This window comes from Mesorhizobium sp. 131-2-1, from assembly GCF_016756535.1.
In the GTDB taxonomy this organism is placed as follows: domain Bacteria; phylum Pseudomonadota; class Alphaproteobacteria; order Rhizobiales; family Rhizobiaceae; genus Mesorhizobium.
Map to the genome: position 1 here is coordinate 1,539,989 of NZ_AP023247.1, position 25,297 is coordinate 1,565,285.

Here is a 25,297-nt window from a genome sequence, read left to right on the forward strand (position 1 = left end):
GCGCCTCAAGAGCGGCCTGCGGCTGCAGGCCGATTGAAGTCAGGCAAACACATGCGCCTTGCCGGAGACGGTCAGGCGCACGATCTCGCCGAGCGCCGGCGCGTCGATGCCGGGCTTGCGCAGGATGAGCGGCGTGTTGCCGATCGCCGCGGCGTCCGGCGGATCGGGGCTGTTGAGGAGCCGCACCGCAACCGTGCACATCGCGCCAGCGAATTCGGAGTCAGTGACCTCGGCGAACAGCATCTCCGGCGTTCCCGACATGCCTTCGCGCGAGGTGCGTTTCAAAATCACCTGTTCCGGCCTCAGCATGATGCGGGCGACATCGCGGCGCTCGGCGGTGTCGACGGCGATGCGGCCGAGCGGCGAGATGGCGAAACCGTCGGCGATCTTCGCCGGCAGGATTATGGCGTCGCCGAGGAATTCGGCGACCATCCTGTCCTTCGGATGGAAGTAGAGCTCGCGCGGCGTGCCGACCTGCGAGAACAGACCGTCGCGCATCACCGCGACCTGGCTGGCGAAGGACAGCGCCTCGGCCTGGTCGTGGGTGACCAGGATGGTGGTGATCCCGGCAGCTTCCAGCAACTCGGCCACCGCCTTGCGCATCGAGGCGCGCAAGCCGGTGTCGAGCGCCGAGAACGGCTCGTCGAGCAGCATCAGGCGCGGCTTCATGGCCATGGCGCGGGCAAGCGCCACGCGCTGCTGCTGGCCGCCGGAGAGCTCGTGCGGGCGGCGCTTCAGGATCGCCTTGTCGAGCCCGACGATGTAGGCGAGCTCGACGATGTGCTCCAGGCGCTTCTCGGCGTTCCGCGCCAGGCCGAAGCCGATATTGTCGGCGATGGTGAGGTGCGGAAACAGCGCCCCGTCCTGGGCGACCACGCCGATGCCGCGCCGGTGCGCCGGCACCGCGGCGCCGCCATTGGCCAGCACCTCGCCGTCGAGCACGATGCGGCCCTGGTCCGGTGCCTCGAACCCTGCGATCAGCCTGAGCAAGGTGGTCTTGCCGCATCCGGATGGCCCGACGATCGCCGTGCGGCTGCCGCTCTCGACGCTGAGGTCGACGCCGGCCAGCGCCGCCACCGGGCCGTAGTGCTTGGCCACGCCAGACAGTTCCAGGAAGCTCATCGTCCGGCCATCCTCTTCGACTGGACATAGAGCAGCCAGGTCAGCGGCAGCGACATCGCCACCATGATGAAGGCATAGGGGGCGGCCGAGGCATAGTCGATCTCGCCGCTGTAGGACCAGAAGGCCATGGCCAGCGTGCGGGTGCCGTTTGGCGCCAGCATCTGGGTGGCGGTCAGTTCGTTCATGATGCCGAGCGCCACCAGCGCCATGCCGGCTGCGGCACCCGGCGCCGACAGCCGGATGGTCGTCGACCACAGTGCCTTGAGCGGCGCCCTGCCGAGGCTCGAGGCGGCGCGTTCGAGCTCGACCGGCGCCTGCGCGATCGAAGCCCTGAGGCTGACCAAAGCGCGCGGCAGGAACATCAGCGCGTAGGCGAAGAGGATGGTGAACAGCGTCTGGTAGAGCGGCATGGCGATGCGCACGGTGATGGTGACCAGCGCCAGCGCGATAACGACGCCGGGCAGCGAGCCGACGATATAGTTGCAGCCCTCGAGCAGGCGCTGCAGCGGCCCAGGCGCGCGGATCGAGATCCAGGCCATCGGCATGGCGGCGATGGTGGCGAGCAGGGCGCCGGCCAGCGCCAGGACCAGCGTCTGGCCGAGCGCCAGACCGATCTCGTCGAGGCGCCAGACCTCGGCGCCGCCGGCCAGCAGCCAGCGGCCAATGGTGACGAAGGGAACGCCGAGCGAAAGCAGCGCGGTGATGGCCGGCAGCGCCAGGCAAGGCAGCGTGGCGCGGCTGAGGCTGGCGCGCTGCTGCTGGCGGGCCGCACCGGAGCCGACGCGGGCATAACGCTCCTCGCCGCGCACCAGCACCTCCAGGGCGAGCAGCACGAAGCAGCACGTCACCAGCACGGCAGCGAGCATGTTGGCGGCCGGCCCGTTGAAGGTCGACTGGAACTGGTCGACGATCGCCGTGGTGAAGGTGTCGAAGCGGATGAAGACATAGAGGCCGTATTCGGCCAGCAGATGCAGGCCGACCAGCAGCGAGCCGCCGCAGATGGCCAGCCTCAGCTGCGGCAGCACGACTCGCGCGAAGACCCGCCACGGACCGAGGCCGAGCGCCGCGGCGGCGTCCTCCAGCGCCGGATCGAGCCGGCGCAGCGCCGCCGAGATGGGCAGATAGAGGAACGGAAAATAGGCGATGACCGAGACGAGCACGCCGGCCCACAGGCCGTGCAGTCCCGGCACCAGGCTGATCCAGGCATAGCTGTGGACGAAGGCCGGAATGGCGAGCGGCGCCACCGACAGCCAGGCCCACAGGCGGGCGCCGGGCAGGTCGCTGCGCTCGGTCAGCCAGGCCAGCGCCACCGCAAGGGCAATGGCGATCGGAACCGCCAGCACCACCAGCAGCACAGTGTTGATCAGGAGTTCGCCGACACGCGGGCGGAAGATCAGCGCCGAGACGGTCTCCCAGCCGGTCTGAATCGCGATCCAGACGATAAAGGCCAGCGGCAGCAGCGCAAGCAGCGAGACCAAAGCGGCGGCAAGCAGGATCCAGGACGTCGATCGCCGGCGCCGCGGGCGCCCCGCCGCCGGCAGGCCCGAATGGGTGAGGTCGACCGCCGCTTGCATCAGACCGGACGCCGCGCCGCCTCGGCCCGCGGACGAAAGTGGCCGAAGGCGCGCTGATCGCAGCCAGGAACGCAGCTTGTCGTCATCGACGATGCCATCTCTAAAACAGAGCGCTCCCGCGGAAAGCGAATTCCCGCAGGAGCGCAGTCGGTTGCCCTTTTAGGACGAACGCGAACTAAAGCAAGCCGGCGGCCGTCATCAGATCGGTCACCTTCTTGGAGTTCAGTGTCGTCGGATCGACTTTCGGCGCCTGCAGGTCGGCCAGCGGCACCAGCTTCGGGTTGGATTCGGCGCCCTTGCCGACGGCGTATTCGAAGGAGGTGCCGTTCTTCAGCACGGCCTGGCCGCCCTTGCCGGTCACCCACTTCAGGAACGCCTGGGCTTCCTTCGGGTGCTTGCTCGAGGCCAGCACGCCGCCGCCGGAGATCGAGACGAACGCGCCGGGGTCCTGGTTCTTGAAATAATGGAGCGCGACGTTCTTGCTGTTTTCGCCGGTCTTGGCCTGATCGCCGATATAGTAATAGTGGTAGATCACGCCACCTTCGATCTCGCCGGCATTGACCGCCTTCATCACCGTGCTGTTGCCCTTGTAGGCGGTGAAGTTCTCCTTCATCGCCTTCAGCCAGTCGGCCGTGGCGGCCTCGCCCTTCAGCTGCAGCAGCGCGCTGACGATGGCCTGGAAATCGGCCCCCGAGGGCGAGGCGGCCCAGCGGCCTTTCCAGCTCGGATCGGCGAGGTCGAGCAGCGACTTGGGCAATTGGTCTGCCTTGAGCTTGGTCTTGTCATAGGCAAAGACGGTGCTGCGCGCGGCGACGCCGACCCATTTGCCGCTGGCGGGCTGATAGTCCTGCGGCACCTGCGCCAGCGTGTCGGCGTCGACCGGCGCGAACAGGCCTGCCGCCTCGACGAGCGCCATGGCCGGCGAATTCTCCGTCAGGAACACGTCGGCCGGCGAGGCTGCGCCCTCGGCGACGATCTGGTTGGAGAAATCGCTGTCGCCGCCATTGCGCAGCGTCACCTTGATGCCGGTTTCCTTGGTGAAGCCCTCAGCCCATTCCTTGGCGAGGCTCTCATGCTGGGCGTTGTAGACGACGATGCCGGCGTCCTCGGCCATGGCCGGGGCGGCAAACAGGCCGAGCGCCAGCACCGTGGCGCCGGCAAGGGTGGAAAGGGCTAGTCTCATGGGCGTCGTCCTTGATCTGATGGTCTTGGTTGGCACGGCTGCACCTACCAATACCTGATTAGGATAGTCAACATTGAAGGCTGCTTCATTCGGTCGCCGGGCGCAAACTTTCGTGATTCTCCGGCACTTTGGCTTGGACATTATTTCGCCGGCCACGTAACAAATCTGCGCCGAGACGCGAACTTCGGGGGAGAAAACTCTTGTGACCGGCAAGGATGAGGCCGAGCTTTCCCGGTTGCTCAGGGCCGCGATCGCGGGAGACGAAAGGGCTTACGCCGACTTTCTGACGCGGACGGCCGCTCTCGTTCGCGGCTTTGCCCGGCGCAAGATCGTACAGGGCGGGGTCGACCCCGAGGATGTCGTGCAGGAAACCTTGCTGGCCATTCACGTCAAACGGCACACCTGGCGCCAGGACGCGCCGGTATTGCCATGGATCTATGCCATAGCGCGCTTCAAGCTGATCGACGCCTTCCGGCGACGCGGGCGTCGCGTCGAGGTCGAGATCGACGAGATCGCCGAGACCTTCGCCGAGCCGGAAACCGAGACGGTGAGCGAACGCGACATCAACCGGGTGCTGGAGAGCCTGCCGCCGGCGCAGCGCTCGGTGGTCTCGGCGGTGTCGGTCGAGGGCCGCTCGATCGGCGAAACGGCGGCGAAATTCGGCATCACGGAGACGGCGGTCAGGGTGTCGCTGCATCGCGGCCTTGCCGCCATTGCCAAACGGTTCGGACGACAGTGACATGAGGACCGAGGATCTCATCAAGGCGCTCGACGCCGATGCCCGCAGCCAGGCGATGCCGCTCGGCTCCGCCTGGTGGCTGGCCGTCGCCGCGGCGGCGGCAATCGCGGCGGCGGTGTTCTGGCTGACCATCGGCCCGCGCCCCGACCTCATGGTTGCCATGCACACCATGCGCTTCCTGTCCAAATTCGTCTTCACCATCGCGCTTGCCGTCAGCGCCTTCGTGCTGATCCGGGCCCTGTCGAGCCCCGGCGCGCCGACGGCCAGGGCTATGGCCTGGATGGCTGTCGCGCCCGCGCTGGTGGTCGTGGCGGTGATCCTCGAGCTTTTCGCGGTGCCCGCAGGCGAATGGGGCAAGCGGCTCATCGGCTCCAACATGATGATCTGCATGACCTTCATACCGCTGATCGGCCTCGGGCCGCTCGCCGTCTTTCTTTGGATGCTGCGCCATGGCGCCCCGACGCGGCCGGTGCTTTCGGGCGCGGTCGCCGGCCTGCTCGCCGGCGGGGTGTCGGCGACCTTCTATGCCGCGCATTGCTTCGATGACTCTCCGCTTTTCGTCGCCACCTGGTACACGATCGCGGTCATCATCCTGACGGGGCTCGGCGCGCTCGGCGGACGGTTGTTCGTGCGCTGGTAGCGCCACGGACACCGATCCTTAATCATGCCGGCAATTGTTTGCCGGTTAGCATTGCCGCCTCCGTCCCCAATGCAACCTTTCCTTAAAATCGATCCGCCAGGGTTGCATCAACGTGCAATTGCGCATTGGGGCGGAACGCATTGTGACTCGGTGGAATTGGAAAGGCCCACGGGTCGGCAGATACTCGGCGCTGATCCTGATGGCGGTCGGCCTTGTCGCCGCCGCGGCCTCGATCCTGTCGTCGCGCCTCGATCTCGGCGCCGAGACCCTGAAGCTCAGCCTGCAGGTGTCGGACGCCATGATCGCGGCATCGCTGTTCCTTGCCGCCTTCTTCATTCGCCAGATCGTCGACGACCGCCGCCAGATCGCCGAGAGCGAGCAGCGCTTCCGCCGCGCCATGGAGGATTCGGCGATCGGCGTCGCCATCGTCGGGCTCGATGGCCGCATCGTGCAGACCAACCCGGCCTTCGCCGCCATGCTCGATTACAGCCGCGAGGAGATCGAGGCGAAGACCTTTTTCCAGATCACGCATCCCGACGACCTGCAGATCGGCCGGGACACCATGGTGAACCTGAAGGAAGGCAAGATCGATTCCTTCCATTTCGAGAAACGATATCTCAAGAAGGATGGGACGCCGGTCTGGGCGCAGCTTGCCGGGTCGGTGATCCGCGACGAAGATAGCGGCCGGCCGCTCTACCTGGTCTCGCAGATCGAGGACATCGACGCCCGCAAGAAGTCCGAGGCACGCATCGCGGAAGCCGAAACGCGCTGGAACTTCGCTCTGGCTAGCGCCGGCCAGGGCGTCTGGGATTTCGATCTGCGCAAGGGCGGCACCACCTATTCCGCGACCTGGGTGAAGATGCTGGGCTATGTCGATGGCGAGCTGAACGGCGACCCCGATCGCTGGCTGATGATGATCCATCCGGACGACCGCGCGATCGTCGCCGAGGCCGATCGCGCCCATCTTGCCGGCGAGACGCCGTTCTTCGAGGCCGAATACCGCATGCGCCACAAGGATGGCCACTGGGTCTGGATCCTCGACCGCGGCAAGGCCCTCGAACGCGACGGCGATGGGCGGCTGATCCGGGCGATCGGCAGCCTCACCGACATCACCCAGCGCAAGGAGGCCGAAGCGCGGCTGATCGTCTCGGCGGCGATGCTGGCCGACGAAAAGGAACGGCTGAAGGTGACGCTGCAGTCGATCGGCGACGCCGTCATCTGCACGGATGCCGCCAACCGCATCACCTTCATGAATCCGGTCGCTGAAAAGCTGACCGGTGTTTCGGTCGGCGAGGGACTCGGCAAGACGCTCGGTCATGTCTATTGGGCGGTCGACGAGGAAACGGGTCAGCGGATCGGTGTGGCGCGGCCCCCGGCCGGCAGCCCTGGCCCGGCAGACCACAACAGCCGCGCGGTGCTGATCCGGCGCGACGACACGCGCTGCAGCATCCGGCAGGTCGTGTCGCCGATCATGAACGAACGGGCTGAGTTCTGCGGGCTGGTCATCGTGTTCCAGGATTTCACCGATGCGCGCGCCCTGCAGCGCCAGCTCGCCCATGCCGCCGCGCATGATGCGCTCACCGGGCTTGCTAACCGGTCGAGCTTCATCCGCGCCATGGAGGACCTTGCCGATCAAAGCGGCAAGACCGGAGCGACGGGTTTCGCCGGAGACGGCGAGCATCAGTTCATGTTCATCGACCTCGACCATTTCAAGCAGGTCAACGACACGGGCGGCCACGCCGCCGGCGATGCCCTGCTGAAGCGGGTCGCCAATGCCATCCGCGGCGTGCTCGGCCCGGAAGACCTTGTCGCCCGCCTCGGCGGCGACGAATTCGCGGTCATCCTGAAATCGGGCTCCGCGGCCGGCGCCAAAATCGCGGCGCGTTCCATCATCGACGCGATCCGCGGCCTGAATTTCACCTGGGACGGCCGGGCGCATTCGATCGGCGCCAGCATCGGGCTGGCCCCGATCCGCGCCGGCTGCGGCGAGGTGGACGAGATCATCGCGCGGGCCGACGCCGCCTGCTATGCGGCCAAGGCAGCCGGGCGAGGCTGCGTTTCCACCGCGCCCGACGAGGACGCCGAAGGCGAACAGGCCGAAGCGGCCAAGCCGCTGGCGGCGGCGTCCTGAACCGGGATCAGCGCGTCGGCACCGGATGCTCGCCGCGATAGTCGTAGAAGCCACGGCCGGTCTTGCGGCCGAGCCAGCCGGCCTCGACATATTTCACCAGCAGCGGGCAGGGGCGGTATTTCGAATCCGACAGGCCCTCATGCAGCACCTGCATGATCGACAGGCACGTATCCAGACCGATGAAGTCGGCCAGCTGCAGCGGTCCCATCGGGTGGTTGGCGCCGAGCTTCATGGCGGTGTCGATCGCATCGACCGTGCCGACGCCTTCATAGAGCGTGTAGATCGCCTCGTTGATCATCGGCAGCAGGATGCGGTTGACGATGAAGGCGGGGAAATCCTCGGAGACGGTGATCGTCTTGTCGAGGTGCCTCACATAGGCCTTGGCGGCCTCGAAGGTCTGGTCCTCGGTGGCGATGCCGCGCACCAGCTCGACCAGCTTCATGACCGGGACCGGGTTCATGAAATGTATGCCGATGAAGCGCTCGGGCCGATCGGTCTGCGCGGCAAGCCGGGTGATCGAGATCGACGAGGTGTTCGTCGCCAGGATCGCCTCCGGGTTCAACTGCGGGCAGAGCTGGGCATAGATCTTGCGCTTGACCGTCTCGTCCTCGGTGGCGGCCTCGATCACCAGATCGGCGCCGGCGAGATCGGCCATCGCGGAAGCGGCTGAAATGCGCGCCATCGCCTCGTTGCGGGCCTTCTCCTCCAGCTTGCCGGAGCCTACCTGACGGGCCATGTTGCCGCTGATTGTGGCGATGCCCTTCTCGATGCGCTCGGGAGAAATGTCGTAGATCAGCACCTTGTAGCCGGAAAGCGCGGAGACATGGGCGATGCCGCCGCCCATCTGGCCAGCGCCGACGATGCCGATCGTCTCGATCTTGCTCATTGCAGCGATCCCGTCGAAAAGGGCCTTGGTGGCCCGCTTTTTGTGCGGTGCAAACTAAAAGGGCGGGGCGACTTCGTCTACCCCGCCCTTCACAATTTAATACGCTTCCGCAGAGAGCGTCAAAGCGCCTTTTGCAGTTCCGGCAGAATGACGAAGAGATCGCCGACGAGGCCGTAGTCGGCAACCTGGAAGATCGGCGCCTCCTCGTCCTTGTTGATGGCGACGATGACCTTGGAATCCTTCATGCCGGCGAGGTGCTGGATGGCGCCGGAAATGCCGACCGCGATGTAGAGGTCGGGGGCGACCACCTTGCCGGTCTGGCCGACCTGCCAGTCGTTCGGGGCGTAGCCGGCGTCGACAGCGGCACGGCTTGCGCCGACGGCGGCGCCGAGCTTGTCGGCGACCGGAAGGATGACTTCCTGGAACTTCTCCGAGGAGCCGAGCGCGCGGCCGCCGGAGATGATGATCTTGGCCGAGGTCAGTTCCGGACGGTCGGTCTCGGAAAGCTTGTTCTCGACGAAGGAGGAGAGGCCTGGATTGGCCGCCGCATTGACGGTCGTGACGGCAGCGGAGCCGCCTTCGGGTGCCGCCTGGAAGGAAGCTGTGCGCACCGTGATCACCTTCTTGGCGTCGGTGGCCTGCACGGTCTGGATGGCGTTGCCGGCATAGATCGGACGCTTGAAGGTGTCGGGCGAGACCACTTCGATGATCTCGGACACCTGCGCGACGTCGAGCAGGGCAGCCACGCGCGGCGCGACGTTCTTGCCCGTCGAGGTCGCCGGAGCGATGATGGTGTCGTAGGCGCCAGCCAGCGACACGACCAGTGCCGCCGTCGGCTCGGCAAGGCGCTCGGCAAGCTCGTCGGCCTCGGCGAGCAGCACCTTGCTCACGCCTTTCAGCTTCGAAGCGGCGTCCGCCGCGCCCTTGGCGCCCTTGCCGGCCACCAGCACATGCACGTCCGAACCGATCTGAAGCGCCGCCGACAGCGCCTTGGCGGTCTGGTCGGAAAGGGTTGCGTTGTCGTGTTCGGCGATGAGGAGAATAGCCATTTTCTTGTTCCTTTCCCGATCGCTTACAGCACGCCGGCTTCGTTCTTGAGCTTGTCGATCAGCTCGGCGACGCTCTTGACCTTGACGCCCGCCTTGCGGCCGCCCGGCTCCTCGGTCTTGATCACCTTGAGCCGCGGCTTGACGTCGGCGCCGTAGTCGGCCGGGCTCTTCTCGTCGAGTGGCTTCTTCTTTGCCTTCATGATGTTGGGCAGCGAGGCGTAGCGCGGCTGGTTGAGGCGAAGGTCGGCGGTCACGATCGCCGGCATCTTCAGCTCCACCGTCTGCAGGCCGCCATCGACCTCGCGCGTCACCTTGGCCTTGTCGCCGGCGAGCTCGACCTTGGAGGCGAAGGTGCCTTGAGCCCAGCCAAGCAGGGCAGCCAGCATCTGGCCGGTCTGGTTCGAGTCGTCGTCGATCGCCTGCTTGCCGAGGATGACGAGGCCGGGCTTTTCGGCCTCGACCACGCCCTTCAACACCTTGGCGACGCCGAGCGGCTCGGTCTGCTCGTCGGTCTTGACCAGGATGGCGCGGTCGGCGCCCATGGCGAGCGCGGTGCGCAGCGTCTCCTGCGCCTGCTGCGGGCCGATCGAGACGACGATGATCTCCTCCGCCTTGCCGGCTTCCTTCAGCCGGATCGCTTCCTCGACCGCGATCTCGTCGAACGGGTTCATAGCCATCTTGACGTTGGCGAGCTCGACCGCTGAACCGTCCGACTTGACCCGGACCTTAACATTGGCATCCACAACCCGCTTCACGGGCACAAGGATCTTCATTTTCCTGTCACCTCTTTCAAGATTTTGGGCGCGCTATAGCAGCGCGCGCCTGCTCAGAGTTGTCGAAAGCCGACATTCCAGACGGAATTCTGGTCTTCATCCGCCGTTGCGGTGGCGTTTCCGTAGTGGCGGGAATCGGGCGCGTCAATATCCGACACGCACTCAAATCGGTTCAGTCCGGGCTTGAAGCGGCGCCGCGACCCCACTGCGGCGCGGGCTGCGCCGGAGCTGGAGCGGTTGCGGTCGGCTCGGCCGGGACAGGCGCCTGTTCGACGTTCGGCGAGACGTCCGGTTCCCCGTCCGCGCCGGCGAGAAGCGGCACGCCGCGGCTGCGCAGGACAAGCACCAGCACCGCGCCGGCGATGATGCCGCCGATATGACAAGCCCAGGAAACCTGGTCCTCGCCGCCTGCCGCGAACATGACGATCTGGAAAACGATCCAAAGGATAAGCGGGATGAAGGCCGGGATACGCAAGGGAATGCGGGCGAAGGCGAGAACCCAGACCTTCACCCTTGGGTAAAGGATCAGATAGGCGGCGACGACGCCGGCAATGGCGCCAGAGGCGCCGATCAGCGGCACCTGCGAATCCCAGGCCACCAACCCCTGGAAAAAGGCCCCGGCGATGGCGCAAAGCAGGTAGAAGATCAGGTAGCGGATGTGGCCGAGCGCGTCCTCGACATTGTCGCCGAAAACCCACAGGAACAGCATGTTGCCGCCGAGGTGGAAGATGTCGGCGTGCAGGAAGGAATAGGTCAGGTAGCTCAGGCTCTCCGGAATGACGATGAATTCGGGCGACAACTCGACCTTGTCGTGGACGACGGAGGGGATGAAGCCAAGGCCGAGCACCGCCGCGTTGGTGAAATCCTCGCCGCCAAGCGTGGTGGCGAAATAGACGAGCACGTTGATGGCGATCAGGCCGATCGTCACATATTGCAGGCGGATGTGGCGCAGCCTGTTGGTGTCGTATAGCGGGATGAACATGCGGCCCTGGACCTTCCGCTTCCACCGGGAGTCAGCGGTTCTTGCCGGGAACCCATAACACGTCGGCCTTTCCATTGTCATTGACCGCGCGGGCGGCGACGAACAGAAAGTCGGAGACGCGGTTGATGTATTTGATCGCCTCGCGGCTGACCTGTTCGCCGGGGTCCTGCGCCAGCTTCACCATGATCCGCTCGGCCCGCCGCGCCACGGTGCGGGCGAGGTGGAGCGCCGCCGCCGCCGGCGTGCCGCCGTTCAGAACGAAGGATTTGAGCGGCTGCAGTTCCTTGTTGAGGAGGTCGATGTCCTTTTCGACGCGATCGGTCTGCGAGGCGACGATGCGCAGCGGCTCGTAGGGGAGCGGCTTGCCGTCATCCGGCACGGCGAGGTCGGCGCCGAGATCGAAAAGATCGTTCTGGATGCGGGACAGCATGGCATCGATCGACGGATGGCTGGCAGCGGTGTGGGTGCGAGCCATGCCGATGCAGGCATTGGCCTCGTCGACGGTGCCGTAGGCGTCGATGCGCAGGTCGGATTTCAACCGCCGCTCGCCGGTGCCGAGGCCGGTGGAGCCGTCGTCGCCGGTGCGGGTATAGATCTTGTTGAGCTTGACCATGCGCCGCCTCCCCGGTCATTTGCGGGTGAAATACACCGCCAGCATGATCAGCACCAAGGCGATGAACTGCAACAGCACGCGCGCCTGCATCAGCTTGTTCGAGGTCATGGGGGAACCGCCGCGCAGCATGTTGATGAGGCCGCGGATCAGGACGAACACCACGGCGATCATGACCAGGACGGCGAGGATATTGAAGACGGTTGCCATAGTCTGTTCCAATCAGTTCCGTTCAGGCGCGTTTGGCAAGCAGGCGGTAGAGCATCGATGCCGGCAGTATGCGTTTGAGGACCACGCCGATCCTGGCCGGCATCGTTACCACATAGTGTGGACGCGGGCGCCGCGACAGAAGCGCATGGCGCAAGGCGGTGTGGACCACCTCTGGTCCGGGCTTCAGCCGCGAGACGCTGCCGCCGGCCCTCAGCCGCGCCAGTTGAGCCTCGTAGTCGGCGCGATGGACGGAATGCTCATGGTCGATGTTCTTGAGGAACCAGAACAGCCCGTTCGAGGCGATCTTCGACGTCACCGGACCCGGCTCGATCAGCGAGACATGGATGCCGCTGCCCTGAAGCTCTTGATGCAGGCACAGCATCAGCCCCTCCAGCGCATGCTTGGAGGCCGAATAGGCGCCGCGAAAGCGGACCGGCGTCAGCCCTAGGATGGAGGAACAGTGGACGAGCCGGCCATGGCCCTGGCGGCGCATCACCGGCACGATGCGGCGGGTGAGGTCGTGCCAGCCGAAGAGATTGGCCTCGAACTGCTCTTTAAGCGCCGAAACCGGCAGGTCCTCGACGGCGCCGGGCTGCGCATGGGCGCCGTTGTTGAACAGCGCGTCGAGCCGCCCGCCGGTGCGCTCCAGCACCGAGGCGACCAGCGCCTCGATCGAGGCGGGCTCGCGATAGTCGAGATAGAAGGTCTCGATGCCGTCGGCCTCGAGCGCCGCGATGTCGGCCGGCTTGCGCGCCGTCGCGAACACCCGCCAGCCCTCCGCCTTCAGCGCCCGGGCGCAATGGGCGCCAATCCCGGAAGAGGCGCCGGTGACGATGATGGTGCGCGGCGCGTTCACGGCGGGGTTTGACCTAGGGTTGCCATTTGCCGCATTCCCTTCCCATATTCGCGGCGTCGAGACAATCGAAGGGAACGCGGTACGTGTTGCGGAAGATCGTCGCCCTGCGCCGTGTGCTCTATGACGCGATCGGTCATTTCAACACCGATGACGGCTGGGCGATGGCCAGCCATCTGGCGATCACCTCGCTGATGGCGCTGTTTCCGTTCCTGATCTTCGCCACCACGCTGGCGAGCTTCCTCGGCGCGCAGGCCTTCGCCGACACCGCCGTGCATCTGGTCTTCGACACCTGGCCGGAGCAGATCGCCAAGCCGATCGCGCGCGAGGTGCTGAACGTGCTCACGGTCAGGCGCACCGACCTCTTGACCTATGGCGTGCTGCTCGCCGCCTATTTCGCCTCGAACGGGATCGAGGCGCTGCGCACGTCGCTCAACCGCGCCTACAGGGTCTCCGAGACGCGCGGCATCATCTATCGCCGCGTCCAGAGCATCATTTTCGTGCTGATCGCAACGTTCTGCTTCCTGGCGATCAGCGTGCTGCTGGTGTTCGCGCCGCTGCTGGCGCGGTTGGCGGAGGCCCATCTCGAATGGATCAGGCCCTATATGGGCACGATCACCCTATGGCGTTACATCATCGCCTCGACGGTCATCGTCATCGGCCTGTTCGCGGTGCATTTCTGGCTGCCGGCGGGCAAGCGCCGCTTGCTGTCGATCGTGCCGGGCATCATCTTCACCCTGGCGGCCTGGCTGGCCGGCTCGACCATCTTTGCCACCTATCTCGACCATTTCTCGTCCTATGTGACGACCTATGCTGGCCTCGCCTCGATCATGATCGCGGTGGTCTTCCTCTATATCGTGTCGGCGATCTTCATCCTCGGCGGCGAGCTCAACGCCGCGATCAGCCGCTATCTCGAGGCGCGCGCCCGCATCGGTTGAGACCTTCCGGGGTTAGCCGGCCGAGCGGTCGCCAGCCCGACGCCGAGCGTGGCGATCGCCATGCCGACGATCTGCAGCAGATTGAGATGCTCGCCGAACAGCGCCCAGGCGATGACCGCGGTGACCGCAGGCACCAGGTAGAACAGCGACGCGACCTTCGACATCTCGCCGTCGCGGATCATCACCATCAACAGGAAGATGGCGCCGATCGACAGCACCAGCACCAGCCATGCCATGGCGAAGATCAGCTCGCCATTGATGGTGACGGTGCGCGTCTCGAAGGCGAGCGAGGCGAGCGCCATCAGCGCGGCGCCGCCGACATACTGCCACATCGTCGCCGTCACCAGGTCGCCGCCGGAGGCGAAACGCTTCTGCCAGACGGTGCCGGCGCTCATGGCCAGCACCGAGACCAGCGAAGCGGTCAGCGTCGCGGCGGTGACGCCGCCGCCAACGGCTCCGAGCTTCGGCCACAGCACGATGACGACGCCGACCAGCCCGACGGCGAGGCCCGTCCAATGGCGCGGCAGGATCGCCTCGCCGAGGAATTTGCCGGCAAGCACCGCCGTGATCAGCGGCTGAAGGCCGACGATCAGCGCCGAGAAGCCGGCGGGCATCCCGCTGTGGATCGCCCAGAACACGGCGCCGAGATAGACGCCATGCATCAGCACGCCGGCAACCGCGGCGTGGCAGGCCTCCGCGCGGGAGGCTTTCCTGGAGCCGAGCACGGTCGTCAGAACGGCGAGCAGGATGGCGGCCAGGACGAAGCGCACCGCCAAAAACGTGAAAGGCTCCGCCCAGGGCATGGCATAGCGCGCGCCGATGAAGCCGGTCGCCCACAGGACGACGAAAGAGGCGGGGATGAACCGCTTGATGCTGTGCATGTCCGGGGGGCCTGTCGCTTGGGTGAAGAGGTAACTAGCGTGATTGCTCTAATGCCGTTCAATCCGGCAATCAAAACGAAACGATTGATCCATAAGCTCATTCGAATTCAACACAGGGCGCCACGACAGCCGATAGCTGCCGTTGGCTCAGGGGCATGGCGTTCAGCGCGCCATGGGCAGGCATGCTTTTGCATCTCGACACAAGCTGGCTGCTGATGACGGTTGCGACCGTCGCCGTCTTCGGCTTTTTCTTCGGTACCGCGCTCGACGCCATCATGCAGGAGGACGGCTTCGGCTCGACCGGCAACACGCTGCTGTTCACGCTCGGCTTCTTCGTCGCGATCATGGTCGCCAACGAGCACGGCATCAGCCTCAGGGACCTCAAGTTCGCGGTTGCCTGGGGCCTGGGCGGAGCCTTCACCTTCATCAGCGGCATGGCGCTGATCAAGGCAGGCCTGGCTCGCTTGTGATATTCAGGTGAGGCCGGCCTGCGAACGGCAGGCTCCTGCGCTTCCGGTGCTCACGTACTTTAAGTACGCTCCGGTTCTCGGAATCCGCCGTTCTCGACTCGGCCTGACCTGATCTGAGCGTACCCAGATCGAAGAATCTATAGGCCGACCAGCCGCCGGACGTCGTCCGGCGAGGCGCCGGCCTGCCTGAGCGCGGCAAGGCCGGTATCCCCAAAACTCTTCGACAGCTTGCGGCCGTCCGGGCCGAGGATCAACGGGTGGTGGAAATAGGCCGGCTGCGGCAGGCCAAGCACTTCCTGCAGCAGGCGCTGAACGCCGGTCGCCAGGAACAGGTCCTGGCCGCGCACGACATGGCTGATGCCTTGCAGCGCGTCGTCGACGACGACGGCGAGGTGATAGCTTGTCGGGATGTCGCGCCTTGCCACGATCACGTCTCCCCAGTCCTGCGGCCGCGCCTCGATGCGCCGCGTGCCGCCAAGCGTGTCGTCACTGAATTCGGTCCATGACAGGTCGGCGGAAACGCGCGCCATCGCCTCTTCGACATCCAGCCGCCAGGCGAAGGGCAGGTTCTCGGCGATCCGCCGCTTGCGCTCGCTGACCGGCAGGGCCTTGTCGGCGGCGGGATAGAGCGGCACGCCGTCGGGATCGCGCGGCCAGTCGCGGCCGCGTTTCTCGCTGCCGGCGATATGGGCCCGGATCTCGCCACGGCTCATGAAGGCGGGATAGACGAGATCTTCCCCGATCAGCCGGTCGAGCACCGCCTGGTATTCGGCGAAGTGCCCGGACTGGCGGCGCACCGGTTCTTCCCACTCCAGCCCCAGCCATTCCAGGTCGCGGTAGATGCCGGCCTCGAATTCCGGCGTGCAGCGCATGGTGTCGATATCCTCGATGCGCAGCAGCAGGCGTCCGCCCGCCGCGCGTGCCAGCCGCTGGTTGAGCAGCGCCGAATAGGCGTGGCCGAGATGCAGGTCGCCATTCGGGCTCGGCGCGAAGCGGAATGTCAGCAGCGTCATCTCTTGGGCGACAATCGGGTTGTGCGGCGCTTTCGCCGGTTGCTACTTTGCATCGGCCATCAATTGCCACTTCGTGCGCGTCCTGGGAACAAGCAAACATGCAGCGCATCTCCAGCCTCGACGACATCGCGCGCGGGCTCGACGCGCTCTGCCGCATCGACCCGCGGCTGGAAAAGGTGCGCGGCATGGCCGGCGAGGTGCCGCTGAGGCTCTCCGAGCCGGGCTTCAGGAGCCTGGCCTCGATCGTCGTCTCCCAGCAGGTGTCGCGCGCCAGCGCCGATGCGATCTTCGGCCGGCTGACCAGGCTGCTCGACCCGCTGACGCCGGAAGCGGTGCTTGCCGCCGGCGAGGACATTTTTCGCGAGGCCGGGCTGTCGCGGCCGAAGCAGCGCGGCCTGCTCGCCGTCGCCGTCGCCGTGGTCGGGGGGCTTGACCTGCACCATCTCTGCCGGCTCGATGCCGATGAGGCGATCGCGGCGATGACGGCGGTGCCGGGCATCGGCCCGTGGACGGCGGAATGCTACCTGCTGTTCGCCGCCGGCCATCCCGACGTCTTCCCGGCGCGCGACGTCGCGCTGCAGAGCGCGGTCGGCCATGCGCTGGGCATCGACCCGCGTCCGCCCGAGAAAACACTGATTCGTCTCGCCGAATCATGGAGCCCGTGGCGAGGTGTCGCATCGCGGCTTTTCTGGGCCTATTACCGTGAAACGCGGGGGCGGGACGCCGCACCACCTGCCTAAATACGCAAGAAAGCACGAAAATCGTGCGTTTTTGACGTCTCGGGCAAGCGACAATCCGCTTCACATCCCTGTCATGTCGGGCTTACAGTATCCGCGCCGATCGGTTCGTGACGGAAGGAGGTCAACGACGTGACGGTTGCCGTATCTCCGGATGGGCTTCCAGCATTGGTGCTGAACGCGGATTACCGTCCGCTCAGCTATTACCCGCTGTCGCTCTGGTCATGGCAGGATGCCATCAAGGCAGTGTTCCTCGAGAGGGTCAACATCGTCGCCGAGTACGAGCATGCCGTGTCGTCGCCGACCTTCTCGATGAAGCTGCCCAGCGTCGTCAGCTTGAAGGCCTATGTGAAGCCGTCAAGGCACCCGGCCTTCACCCGCTTCAACGTCTTCCTGCGCGACCGCTTCCAGTGCCAGTATTGCGGCACGCCCGACGACCTTACCTTCGACCACGTCATCCCGCGCCATCGCGGCGGCGCGACGACCTGGGAGAACGTGGTTGCCGCCTGTTCGCCCTGCAACCTCAGGAAGGGCGGCATGATGCCGGCGCACGCCAAGATGTGGCCGCTGCAAAAACCCTATCAGCCGACGGTGCACGACCTGCACAACAACGGCCGCCTGTTCCCGCCCAACCATCTGCATGAAAGCTGGATGGATTATCTCTACTGGGATGTCGAACTGGAACCATAGAGTTCGGCAGAAATCCGCGAGCCCGGTCGTCTGACGCAGCTTTCTGCGCTTCCGGTGTTATCTCTACTGGGATGTCGAACTGGAACCATAGAGTTCGGCAGAAATCCGCGAGCCCGGTCGTCTGACGCAGCTTTCTGCGCTTCCGGTGCTCACGTACTTCAGTACGCTCCGCTCCGGTTCTCGAAAGCCACGCCAGCCGCTCCGGGCTGGCGAATTTCTGGACGAACTCTGCGTCGCGCCTGATCAGTCCCGGGCGAAGGCGCTGCGGAAGGCGACGGCGGCGAGGATGAAGCTGGCGATGGCGTTCCAGCCGGCCAGCGACAGGCCGAGGATGCGCAGCGCCGCCTTGTCGCAGGAGGGCGGCACGAATTTGTCGAGCGCGTCGAGCACGCCCTTGCCGCCGGTGTCGACCGGGCCGGCGCCGGCGGTGCAGTCGGCCGGACCCTGCCACCACGCCCATTCGACGCCGGAGTGATAGACGCCGAGATAGAGGCCGTAGAGCATCAACAGGCCGCCGACGGCGAGCAGGCCGCGCGTCACCCAGGCCGGCGCCTTGAGCAGCGAGGCGATCGCCGCCAGCAGCATCAGCGGCGCGCCGACGTAATAGGGCGTGCGCTGCTCCAGGCAGAGATGGCAGGGGATGTAGCCGCCAATGTGCTGGAAGGCGAGCGCCGAGCCGACGGTGGCGGCCATGGCGACGGCGAGGAACAGGGCGGCGCGCGTCCGCTGGCGTCCGGTGTCGGCATTCATGGTCGCTGTCATCGAAGATGGTCCGTTGGCTTGGTCGCTATGCGTGGGCGTATCTGACGAGGATATAGAGCAAAATAAGGGCAGCGGCGCCGGCGCCGACGATCATGCCGAGGCGCTTCTCGATGAACTCCTTGATCGGTTCGCCGTAGCGGCGCAGCAGCCAGGCCAGCAGCAGGAAGCGGGCGCCGCGCGCCACGATCGCAAGCCCGATGAACAGCAGCAGATTGACGCCGATGACGCCCGACAGGATCGTCACCACCTTGATCGGCGGCAGATGGGCGGCGCCCGAGGTGATCAGCATCAGGATGATGAAGCCGACGCCCGAGGAGGTGCGCAGCGCCTCGAACTCGTCATACTTGCCGTAGAATTCGAGGATGGGCTTGGCCACCGCCTCATAGGCATAGTGCCCGATGAACCAGCCGAAGATGCCGCCGAGCACCGACGCGGCGGTGGCAATCAGCGCATAACGGTAGGCGCGCTCAGGCTTCGACAGCGCCATCGGCAGATAGAGCACATCCGCCGGCACCAGGAACACGGAACTCTCGACGAAGGCGATGAAAGCCAGCCACCATTCGGCGGATTTGCGCGCCGCCAGCGAGAGCGTCCAGTCGTAAAGTCCGCGAAGCATCGGCTCTCCTGTATTGCGCCGCCCTTCAGGCTCTGTCCGCGCATGTCGTTCTGGGCGACATGCATCGGCGCGCCGCTTGTCTAGAAAGATTTTCCGCGCCGCACAATGGCAGCACCTTCACGAAACCGAAAGGTGAAGATTGGTCGCGGGCAGCCTGCCGATCCAGAAACTCGCCAGTTGACGAACAGGCCCGCAACCGTATAGTCCGCGCCCATCCAGGCCGCCCGGCCTGAGCCCCTATGGCGGAATTGGTAGACGCGCTCGACTCAAAATCGAGTTCCGCAAGGAGTGCTGGTTCGATCCCGGCTAGGGGCACCACTTTCAAAAATTAGGCTGCGGGCCTCCTGGACCCGTTCGGCTGTACCGATCCGGCGATGACGGCACGATGATGAATCGTGCGCTCGGCGACCCTACCGCTCGGTGAAAGCGCGCGCGAAGGAATCGAGCATCGGCCGTGCGAGATATTCGAAGAAGGTGCGATTGCCGGTGCTGATGAACGCCTCGACCGGCGTTCCCGGGTAAAGCTGGTCCGCGTTGACACCGGGCGGCAGGGCGTCGGCAATCTTCAGCCTGGCGCGGAAATAGGGTTCGTGCGTGGCCTGGTCGATCAGGCGGTCGGCGGAAATCTCGCTCACTGTGGCCGAGACTTCGGGCGTCAGGCGCATGTTGAGCGCCGACAGCCTGAGCTTCGCCGGCTGGCCGACGCGGACCTGGTCGATGTCCTTCGGCCGAAGCTTGGCATCGACGTTGAGGCCCGATGCCGTCGGCAGGATCTCCATGATCTTTTCGCCGGGCGCGATCACGCTGCCCTTCGAATTGTAGGTCGACGACACCACGATGCCGGCAGCGGGCGCCTTGATCGTGGTGCGCTGAAGCACCGCTTCGGCGGCCCGTATCCGCTCGTCGATGTCGGCGAGGTTGGTGCGAACCTCGTCGAGCTTGCCCAGCGCCTCCTCGACGCGCTGTGTGGTCAGCCGCTCGACCTGCACCTGGGCTTCGACGATCTGGCCGTTGGCGGCGGCGAGGTTTGCCTCCAGCGCGCCGGCCTGGCCGACGAGATCGGCTTCCGAGCGCAGCAGCTGCGAATATTCGGTGCGGTTGGTAAGGCCCCTGTCCAGCAGGCTGGTCTTGATGCCGAGTTCCTTCTTCACCACCTCGGCTTGTTGCTGGATGGCCTGTTTCTGGGCGTTCAGGCCCACGACCGACTCGCGATGCATGGCGACCCGCTGCGCCATGATCGATTGTTCGGAGTGGAAGCGGGCGAGCCTGGCGTCGAATTCCTTCTGCTGTTCCCGGACGAGATTTTCAAAGTCCTGCTGGAACGGCGCCGGCGCTGCCTCGGTGATCGGCGCCAGCCTGTCCAGTCCGTCGCGCTCGGCTTCCAGGCGCGCAGCGGTCGCCTTGAGCGTGATCGACTGCCTGGTCAGCCGGTTGAGGTCGGCTTGCGCGGCCGTACGGTCGAGCAGGATGAGGTCCTCGCCCTGCCGCACGCGGTCGCCCTCATGGACGAGCAGTTGCTGGACGATGCCGCCCTCGGGCTGCTGGATGAGGATGTTGCCGCCGGTCGCCGAGATCGTGCCTTGCGTGATCACCGCGCCGGACAGCGGCGCGCTCATCGCCCAGTAGCCGAAGCAGCCCGCGAAGATTGCGATTGCCCCATACCCGGCCAGCGCCACGCGCCGGAAGTCGGTGCGCGGCCGGCCGTCGAAGGTGAGGCTGTCGGCTGTCATCGTCCTACGATCCGAAGCGGATGCCGTGGGCGCGCATCGTCGGCGCGAACGAGCCCGTCACCACCGTGCCCTGCTGTGCAGGCAGGCCCTTGGCCGCCGACGACTGCCGCAGCACCTCGTCGCCCGGACCAAAAGCTTCGACCATGCCGCCGCGCAAAAGCATCACGCGGTCGCAGGCCGCCGCGATCGATGGGCGATGCGTGATCACGATCGTCGTGACGCCGGCGGCTTTCGCGGCCGAAAGCACCGCTTCCAGCGCCATTTCACCGCTGCCGTCGAGATGGGTGCTGGGCTCGTCCAGCACGAGGATCCTCGGATTGCCGTAGAAGGCGCGCGCCAGCCCGATCCGCTGGCGCTCGCCGCCGGACAGCGTCCGGTGCGACGGACCGACCCTGGTCTGGTAGCCGTCGCGCAGCGCCAGGATCAGATCATGCGCCTCGGCGCGCCTTGCCGCCTCGATGATCGCGGCGTCGTCCGCCTGTGCGTCGAAGCGGGCGACATTGTCCGCGATCGATCCGGGAAACAGCTCCACCTCCTGCGCGAGATAGCCGATCTTGCTTCCGAGCTGGTTGTCGTCCCAGTTCCTGAGATCGGCGCCGTCGACCCTGACCGCGCCGCCGGTCGGCTGGGTAGCGCCGACGAGCAACCGCGCCAGCGTCGATTTGCCGGCGCCGCTCGGGCCGACGATCGCCACCGCTTCGCCGGCGCCGATCTGGAAATTCAGCCGCTTGAGAATGGGTTCGGTGCCGGGCTGAGCATTCGGCGCCATGAAGAAAACGTCCTGCACCGAAATCGCGCCTGACGGGTCCGGCAGGGACAGTTTCCGCGCTTCGGCCGGCCGCGCCGCAAGCGCGGTCTCCAGCCGCTTCCAGGCTCGCCGGGCATCGACGATCTGCCGCCAGGAACCGATCAACTGGTCGAGCGGCTGCAGCGCGCGCGACGACACCAGCGAGGAAGCGAAGATCATGCCGGCCGTCATCTGCCCTTCGAGCACCAGCCATGCGCCAGCGCCGAGGATCGCCAGCTGCAGCGTCATGCGCAGCGCCCTGGAGGCGCCGCTGAAGATCGCATTGGCGCTCGCCGAGCGGTCATGCAGGACAAGCGCGTCGGCCACGTGGCGTCCCCAGACCCGCGCGGCGTTCTCGACCATGCCCATGGCGCGCAGCGTGTCGGCATTGCGGGCGAAGGCCTGCTCCGCTTGGGCAGCGATGGCCGAACGCTCCGCCGACAAGGCATCGTTCCTGCCGATGGCAAGCTGGTTGGCCACCACCAGGAGAAGCAACAGGACGGCGCCGGCGAGCGTCAGCCAGAACAGGACAGGATGGATGAGATAGAGCAAAGCGAGGAAGACGGGAGCGAAGGGCAGGTCGAACAGCACCGCCACGCCGCGTGACCTGATGAAGGCGCAGACAGAGGCGAGGTCGCGCAGCGGCGACAGGCCGCCGGCATATCTGGCGCCAAGCGCGGCGGCGCCAAGCGATGTAGCGAACGTCGTCGCCCCCAGTACGCCGTCGATCGTCGCCGCGACGCGCTGCGCGTAGATGGCCCGCACCGCGTCGAGGAAGCCGAGAAAGGCGAGCGCCATCACCGCGATCGCCGAAAGGTAGAGCAGCGTCTCGATGCTGGAAGACGGCAGGACGCGGTCATAGACCTGCAGCAGGTAGAGCGGGATCACCAGCAACAGGATGTTGATCAGCAACGAGAAGATGCCGACATCGGCGATGGCGCGCCTGAACACCGGCCGCAGGCTTGTGTGCCTGGTCGTTTCCGCTTTGCCGCGAGGAGCATGGTCCTGAGACATACGCACGGACGCCTAGACCGTGTGCTCGCCCGTGACGTTCAGGTGGCTCTGCTGCAAATCGTCCAGCGTGTAGGCGTGGATATAGTCGATCTTCATCTGAGCCGGCGTGGCGAGATGGTCCGGCGGCGCGCCGGCCTGACCGCCGACCGCGAGATCGACCAGCATGTACATCGGCTTGTTCATGTCGGACGGCGTTGCCGCCTCCGCGACCTGCACGCCGTCATAGGTCCACACCAGCTTGTCCGGCGTCCACAACAGGCCATAGGTGTGGAAGCCGTCGGTGTCCGAGACGTTCACCGTCGATCCGATCTTGGTGTGGGTTCCCGTCTGATTCGTATGCGCGGTCATCAGAAGCGCGTTCGGTGCCTGACCGTACATTTCCACGACGTCCAGTTCCGGCGGCCACGAGCCGTCTTCCGGCAGCAGCCAGAAGGCCGGCCAGGCGCCGGTGTTTTCCGGCAGGTCGGCCCTCATTTCGAAATAGCCATAGGTTTGCGAGAAGGTGTCGTGCGTGGTCAGGATGCCGGAGGTGTATTCATAGTTGTTGATCAGCGGCTTGATGTCGGCCGACGCCTGAGCCGCGGTGATGGTCAGCACGCCGTTGTCGACGCTGAACGGGTGGACCGAACTCGTCGGGGCGTAGTTAGCGTCGATATACCATTGCAGCTCGTTGTTCTGGGTCAGCGTGCTGCCGTTCGGCGCCCCCCACCAGAAGTTGGTGTCCCAAGTGCCGCCTTGGCCATTGTGAAGGCTGAGCGTGTTGAAATCGTCATTGAAGGACAGCGTCATTGCGGACTTGTCGATTGGCAGCTCGAACTGGCCAGCCGAGAACTTGTCGGCGGTGGTGTTGTTGAACACCAGCACCTCGTTGGATCCGAGATTAAGCAGAAGGTTCGCTCCCGCCTGGATCATGTGCGCCTTGACGTCGTCGAACGACATGAAGTCATAGCCGTTGAGGCGGATGGTGTCGTCCGCGCCGAAATCGGTGATCAGGTCGCTTCCGTGGCCCTTGGTGATGATGAACGTGTCGGCGCCGCCACCGCCGATCAGCACGTCGTTGCCGAGGCCGCCGTCAAACGTCTGGCTACCGGTGCCGCCCTTGATGATGTTGTCGACTGAATTGCCGAACGCGTAGTGATTGGCGCCGGTGACGACGAGGTTCTCGAAATTGTTGGGGAGCTTGTAGCTCATCCAGGTGTCGATCGTGTCGACGCCTTCGCCGGGCAACTCGATGGCCCGGTTGATCGTCGAATAGAGATGGTAATAGTCGTCGCCCGCGCCGCCATACATGGTGACGTTGACGCTGGTGTCGCCCCAGAAGGAATCATTGCCGGATGTGCCGTGCAGTTCCGGCCCGGCCCCGGTTGCGGAGTACCAGTGGGTGGAGGCGCCGGTGTAGGGAAGGGGAATGCCTTTGGCGTTGATGACAGTGGCCATAGGACGGTCCTCCTCGTGGTGCACGGCCTGCTAGAATCGGTCGATACGAGTTCAGCCGATCGGTGCTGGATCAACTTGTAATTCAGGTTATCGTTCCAAGGAATTGTCCTATAGTACAGAGAAAAATTGTATTTCAGCGTTCAATTCTTCAAAGCAGAGAGAATGAGTGGATTCTAATACAATTTACGCGCGAGGCTCTGTTAATTTTACTCAATATTGCCGGAATTCTGCCGAATGTTTGTGCAGATCGCTGATGAAGCATGCATTTTGTTTCGACGCGCTCGCCTCGCTCTGGCGAGACAAGGCAAGGCCTACCGCATGTTCCCGGTATGCCCTTGCGAGTATCGCCCGGGCTGCGGCCACACCGTCAGCCCATGCGGCTCCGCGCCGACGGGGATCCTGGTGACCGCGCCAGACGTGGTGTCGAACATGTAGACTTCGCTGTCGAAGCGGCCGGAAAGCCAGAGCTGCCTGCCGTCGGCGCTGATGTTGCCCATGTCGGGGCTGCCGCCGCCCGGAACGGGCCACTGGGCGACCACGGAGCGGGCGGCGAAGTCGATCACCGTGACGCTGCCCGGCCCCCTGGCGCGGCCCTGCTCCATCTTGTGCGAACCGCGGTTCGAGACATAGAGCCGCTTGCCATCGCGGCTGACGACGAAGCCATGCGTGCCGATACCGGTGGGGATGAAGCCGATTTCGGCAAAACTATCGCCGTCGATCAGGAAGACGCCGTCATTCATCATGTCGGCGACGTAAAAGACCTTGCCGTCGGGCGAGAGCCTTATGTCCTGTGGCATGCCCATCCTAGAGAGGTCGAGATGGCCAAGCACCTTCTGGTTCTTCAAGTCGACCTTGAGCAGCCCGCCCTCGCCGTACTCGCAGGTGAAGATCGCGTAGGACCCGTCGGCTGAGAAATCGGCGTGGTTGATGCCGGCGCAGTCGGGCGTGAGGATGACCGATTTCAGCGCCATGGTCGCGGGGTCGCGCAGGTCGAGCTGCCGCAAGGCCTCGTCGACGATGATGGCCGAGCTGCCGTCGGGCATGAAATACATGTTGTAGGGGTCGTCGACCGGTACCTGCCTGCCGGGCTTGCCGGTCTTCGGGTCGACCTCGGTCAGGCTGCCATTTTTCCCGGTGCCGTTGTTGGCGACCCAAAGCGTCTTCAGATCCCAGGAGGGGACGACGTGCTGCGGCTTGCTGCCGACGCTGAACCTGTCGACCTCCTTGAGTGTCGCGGTGTCGATCACCGTCACGCTGTTCGATGACCGGTTCGGCACATAGACACGCGGCAGGGCGCCGGCGGTGGCCGGGCTGAGATGGCCGGCGGTCGTATGGCTGTAGACGTTGACGGGCGGCTCGCTGCAGTCCTCGGGACAAGAACCGGCCAGGGTCCTGGCCGGTAGCAGGGCAAGCAGGAGAACCGGCGCAAGGCCGGCATGACGCAGGACGGTCCTGATCATCTGGATTGCC

At 65.4% G+C, this 25,297-nt stretch carries 25 protein-coding genes and 1 tRNA gene; 8 read left to right on the forward strand and 18 right to left on the reverse strand.

The annotated features are described in order from the left end of the window. Positions 1-39 precede the first annotated feature (39 nt). The 3 genes from JG743_RS07560 to JG743_RS07570 all read right to left on the reverse strand — a co-directional run bounded on the left by JG743_RS07560 (position 40) and on the right by JG743_RS07570 (position 3,879). Positions 40-1,122, reverse strand: a complete 1,083-nt coding sequence (locus JG743_RS07560; protein ID WP_202299175.1) for an ABC transporter ATP-binding protein — start codon at positions 1,120-1,122, stop codon at positions 40-42. Next, positions 1,119-2,696 carry an ABC transporter permease gene (locus tag JG743_RS07565; protein WP_202299176.1) on the reverse strand — a complete coding sequence of 526 codons (1,578 nt, stop codon included), beginning with the start codon at positions 2,694-2,696 and terminating at the stop codon, positions 1,119-1,121. Before JG743_RS07565 ends, JG743_RS07560 begins: the two co-directional genes overlap by 4 nt. Before the next feature lie 175 nt (positions 2,697-2,871). Next, positions 2,872-3,879, reverse strand: coding sequence for an iron ABC transporter substrate-binding protein (locus JG743_RS07570; protein WP_202299177.1), 1,008 nt, complete (start codon positions 3,877-3,879; stop codon positions 2,872-2,874). Between the two features lie 202 nt (positions 3,880-4,081). On the opposite strand from JG743_RS07570, the gene JG743_RS07575 reads away from it, so the two are divergent. From JG743_RS07575 to JG743_RS07585, 3 genes are all read left to right on the forward strand, one after another. Then, a complete protein-coding gene (locus JG743_RS07575) occupies positions 4,082-4,618 on the forward strand; it encodes a sigma-70 family RNA polymerase sigma factor (protein WP_202299178.1) in 537 nt (178 codons plus the stop codon). 1 nt (position 4,619) lies between these two features. Next, entirely contained in the window at positions 4,620-5,258 is a 639-nt protein-coding gene (locus tag JG743_RS07580) for an NrsF family protein (RefSeq protein ID WP_202299179.1), read from the forward strand. A 142-nt stretch (positions 5,259-5,400) separates the two neighbouring features. Further along, positions 5,401-7,389, forward strand: coding sequence for a PAS domain S-box protein (locus JG743_RS07585; protein ID WP_244673082.1), 1,989 nt, complete (start codon positions 5,401-5,403; stop codon positions 7,387-7,389). 7 nt (positions 7,390-7,396) lie between these two features. Here the strand turns inward: JG743_RS07585 and JG743_RS07590 are convergent, their stop codons facing one another. From JG743_RS07590 to JG743_RS07620, 7 genes are all read right to left on the reverse strand, one after another. Then, positions 7,397-8,275 carry a 3-hydroxybutyryl-CoA dehydrogenase gene (locus tag JG743_RS07590; protein WP_202299180.1) on the reverse strand — a complete coding sequence of 293 codons (879 nt, stop codon included), beginning with the start codon at positions 8,273-8,275 and terminating at the stop codon, positions 7,397-7,399. Between the two features lie 119 nt (positions 8,276-8,394). Continuing rightward, complete coding sequence (locus JG743_RS07595; RefSeq protein ID WP_202299181.1) at positions 8,395-9,324, reverse strand: electron transfer flavoprotein subunit alpha/FixB family protein; 930 nt, start codon at positions 9,322-9,324, stop codon at positions 8,395-8,397. 23 nt (positions 9,325-9,347) lie between these two features. Next, entirely contained in the window at positions 9,348-10,097 is a 750-nt protein-coding gene (locus JG743_RS07600) for an electron transfer flavoprotein subunit beta/FixA family protein (RefSeq protein ID WP_202299182.1), read from the reverse strand. Positions 10,098-10,269: 172 nt separating this feature from the next. Beyond that, a complete protein-coding gene (locus JG743_RS07605) occupies positions 10,270-11,079 on the reverse strand; it encodes a rhomboid family intramembrane serine protease (RefSeq protein WP_202299183.1) in 810 nt (269 codons plus the stop codon). Positions 11,080-11,110: 31 nt separating this feature from the next. Beyond that, the gene (locus tag JG743_RS07610; RefSeq protein ID WP_202299184.1) at positions 11,111-11,692 is read right to left on the reverse strand and encodes a cob(I)yrinic acid a,c-diamide adenosyltransferase; all 582 of its coding nucleotides are present in this window, start codon (positions 11,690-11,692) and stop codon (positions 11,111-11,113) included. Between the two features lie 15 nt (positions 11,693-11,707). After that, complete coding sequence (locus JG743_RS07615; RefSeq protein ID WP_202299185.1) at positions 11,708-11,899, reverse strand: twin transmembrane helix small protein; 192 nt, start codon at positions 11,897-11,899, stop codon at positions 11,708-11,710. Positions 11,900-11,921: 22 nt separating this feature from the next. After that, positions 11,922-12,755: an SDR family oxidoreductase gene (locus tag JG743_RS07620; RefSeq protein ID WP_202299186.1), complete on the reverse strand. Its 834-nt coding sequence runs from the start codon at positions 12,753-12,755 to the stop codon at positions 11,922-11,924. A gap of 83 nt (positions 12,756-12,838) precedes the next feature. On the opposite strand from JG743_RS07620, the gene JG743_RS07625 reads away from it, so the two are divergent. After that, positions 12,839-13,690 (forward strand): YihY/virulence factor BrkB family protein, encoded by an 852-nt coding sequence (locus tag JG743_RS07625; protein WP_202299187.1) that lies wholly within the window; start codon positions 12,839-12,841, stop codon positions 13,688-13,690. Here the strand turns inward: JG743_RS07625 and JG743_RS07630 are convergent. Then, positions 13,660-14,571 (reverse strand): DMT family transporter, encoded by a 912-nt coding sequence (locus JG743_RS07630; RefSeq protein ID WP_202299188.1) that lies wholly within the window; start codon positions 14,569-14,571, stop codon positions 13,660-13,662. The genes JG743_RS07625 and JG743_RS07630 overlap by 31 nt on opposite strands. A gap of 155 nt (positions 14,572-14,726) precedes the next feature. Here JG743_RS07630 and JG743_RS07635 point away from each other — a divergent pair, with 155 nt between their 5' ends. Further along, the gene (locus tag JG743_RS07635) at positions 14,727-15,041 is read left to right on the forward strand and encodes a hypothetical protein (RefSeq protein WP_244673083.1); all 315 of its coding nucleotides are present in this window, start codon (positions 14,727-14,729) and stop codon (positions 15,039-15,041) included. A 137-nt stretch (positions 15,042-15,178) separates the two neighbouring features. On the opposite strand, the gene gluQRS is transcribed toward JG743_RS07635, so the two are convergent. Then, positions 15,179-16,054, reverse strand: a complete 876-nt coding sequence (gene gluQRS, locus JG743_RS07640) for a tRNA glutamyl-Q(34) synthetase GluQRS (RefSeq protein ID WP_202299189.1) — start codon at positions 16,052-16,054, stop codon at positions 15,179-15,181. A 98-nt stretch (positions 16,055-16,152) separates the two neighbouring features. Between gluQRS and JG743_RS07645 the strand changes: the two genes are divergently transcribed. After that, a complete protein-coding gene (locus JG743_RS07645) occupies positions 16,153-16,794 on the forward strand; it encodes a DNA-3-methyladenine glycosylase family protein (RefSeq protein ID WP_202299190.1) in 642 nt (213 codons plus the stop codon). Between the two features lie 129 nt (positions 16,795-16,923). Continuing rightward, complete coding sequence (locus JG743_RS07650; RefSeq protein ID WP_023677956.1) at positions 16,924-17,481, forward strand: HNH endonuclease; 558 nt, start codon at positions 16,924-16,926, stop codon at positions 17,479-17,481. A 243-nt stretch (positions 17,482-17,724) separates the two neighbouring features. On the opposite strand, the gene JG743_RS07655 is transcribed toward JG743_RS07650, so the two are convergent. Both JG743_RS07655 and JG743_RS07660 read right to left on the reverse strand, forming a co-directional pair. Further along, complete coding sequence (locus JG743_RS07655) at positions 17,725-18,243, reverse strand: disulfide bond formation protein B (RefSeq protein WP_202299191.1); 519 nt, start codon at positions 18,241-18,243, stop codon at positions 17,725-17,727. Positions 18,244-18,268: 25 nt separating this feature from the next. Further along, on the reverse strand, positions 18,269-18,859 hold the full coding sequence (locus tag JG743_RS07660) for a YqaA family protein (protein WP_202299192.1): 591 nt from the start codon (positions 18,857-18,859) through the stop codon (positions 18,269-18,271). 233 nt (positions 18,860-19,092) lie between these two features. Between JG743_RS07660 and JG743_RS07665 the strand changes: the two genes are divergently transcribed. Beyond that, positions 19,093-19,177 (forward strand) — tRNA-Leu (locus tag JG743_RS07665). 92 nt (positions 19,178-19,269) lie between these two features. Here the strand turns inward: JG743_RS07665 and JG743_RS07670 are convergent. From JG743_RS07670 to JG743_RS07685, 4 genes are all read right to left on the reverse strand, one after another. Further along, positions 19,270-20,589: an HlyD family type I secretion periplasmic adaptor subunit gene (locus JG743_RS07670; RefSeq protein ID WP_202299193.1), complete on the reverse strand. Its 1,320-nt coding sequence runs from the start codon at positions 20,587-20,589 to the stop codon at positions 19,270-19,272. A 4-nt stretch (positions 20,590-20,593) separates the two neighbouring features. After that, positions 20,594-22,390: a type I secretion system permease/ATPase gene (locus tag JG743_RS07675; RefSeq protein WP_202299194.1), complete on the reverse strand. Its 1,797-nt coding sequence runs from the start codon at positions 22,388-22,390 to the stop codon at positions 20,594-20,596. A 12-nt stretch (positions 22,391-22,402) separates the two neighbouring features. Further along, positions 22,403-23,827 carry a family 16 glycosylhydrolase gene (locus JG743_RS07680; RefSeq protein WP_202299195.1) on the reverse strand — a complete coding sequence of 475 codons (1,425 nt, stop codon included), beginning with the start codon at positions 23,825-23,827 and terminating at the stop codon, positions 22,403-22,405. 311 nt (positions 23,828-24,138) lie between these two features. Beyond that, entirely contained in the window at positions 24,139-25,287 is a 1,149-nt protein-coding gene (locus JG743_RS07685) for a YncE family protein (RefSeq protein WP_202299196.1), read from the reverse strand. Positions 25,288-25,297 lie beyond the last annotated feature (10 nt).